Here is a 288-nt window from a genome sequence, read left to right on the forward strand (position 1 = left end):
GGCGGTCCCTTCCGCGGTCTTGAGCGCAATGTTGCCGGCGAAGCCTTCGGTGACGACGACGTCGACCGTGCCCTTGCCGATATCGTCGCCTTCGACGAAGCCGCGATAGTTCATCGATGCCATGTTGGCCTCGCGCAGCATGCGCCCGGCCTCCTTGACCTCTTCCTGGCCCTTGATCTCCTCGACGCCGACATTGAGCAGACCGACGCTCGGACGGTCGATGCCGAAGATCGAGCGCGCCATGCCAGTACCCAGAATGGCGAAATCGATGAGCTGGTGCGCATCCGC

The 288-nt window shown here is 63.5% G+C and carries 1 pseudogene; it reads right to left on the reverse strand.

Features of this window, described 5'->3' with window-relative positions:
- Positions 1-288: pseudogene (locus tag EN807_RS34745) on the reverse strand (phosphate acyltransferase); the annotation flags it as partial.

It is taken from the genome of Mesorhizobium sp. M5C.F.Ca.ET.164.01.1.1, assembly GCF_004792125.1.
GTDB classification, from domain to species: Bacteria; Pseudomonadota; Alphaproteobacteria; order Rhizobiales; family Rhizobiaceae; genus Mesorhizobium; species Mesorhizobium wenxiniae.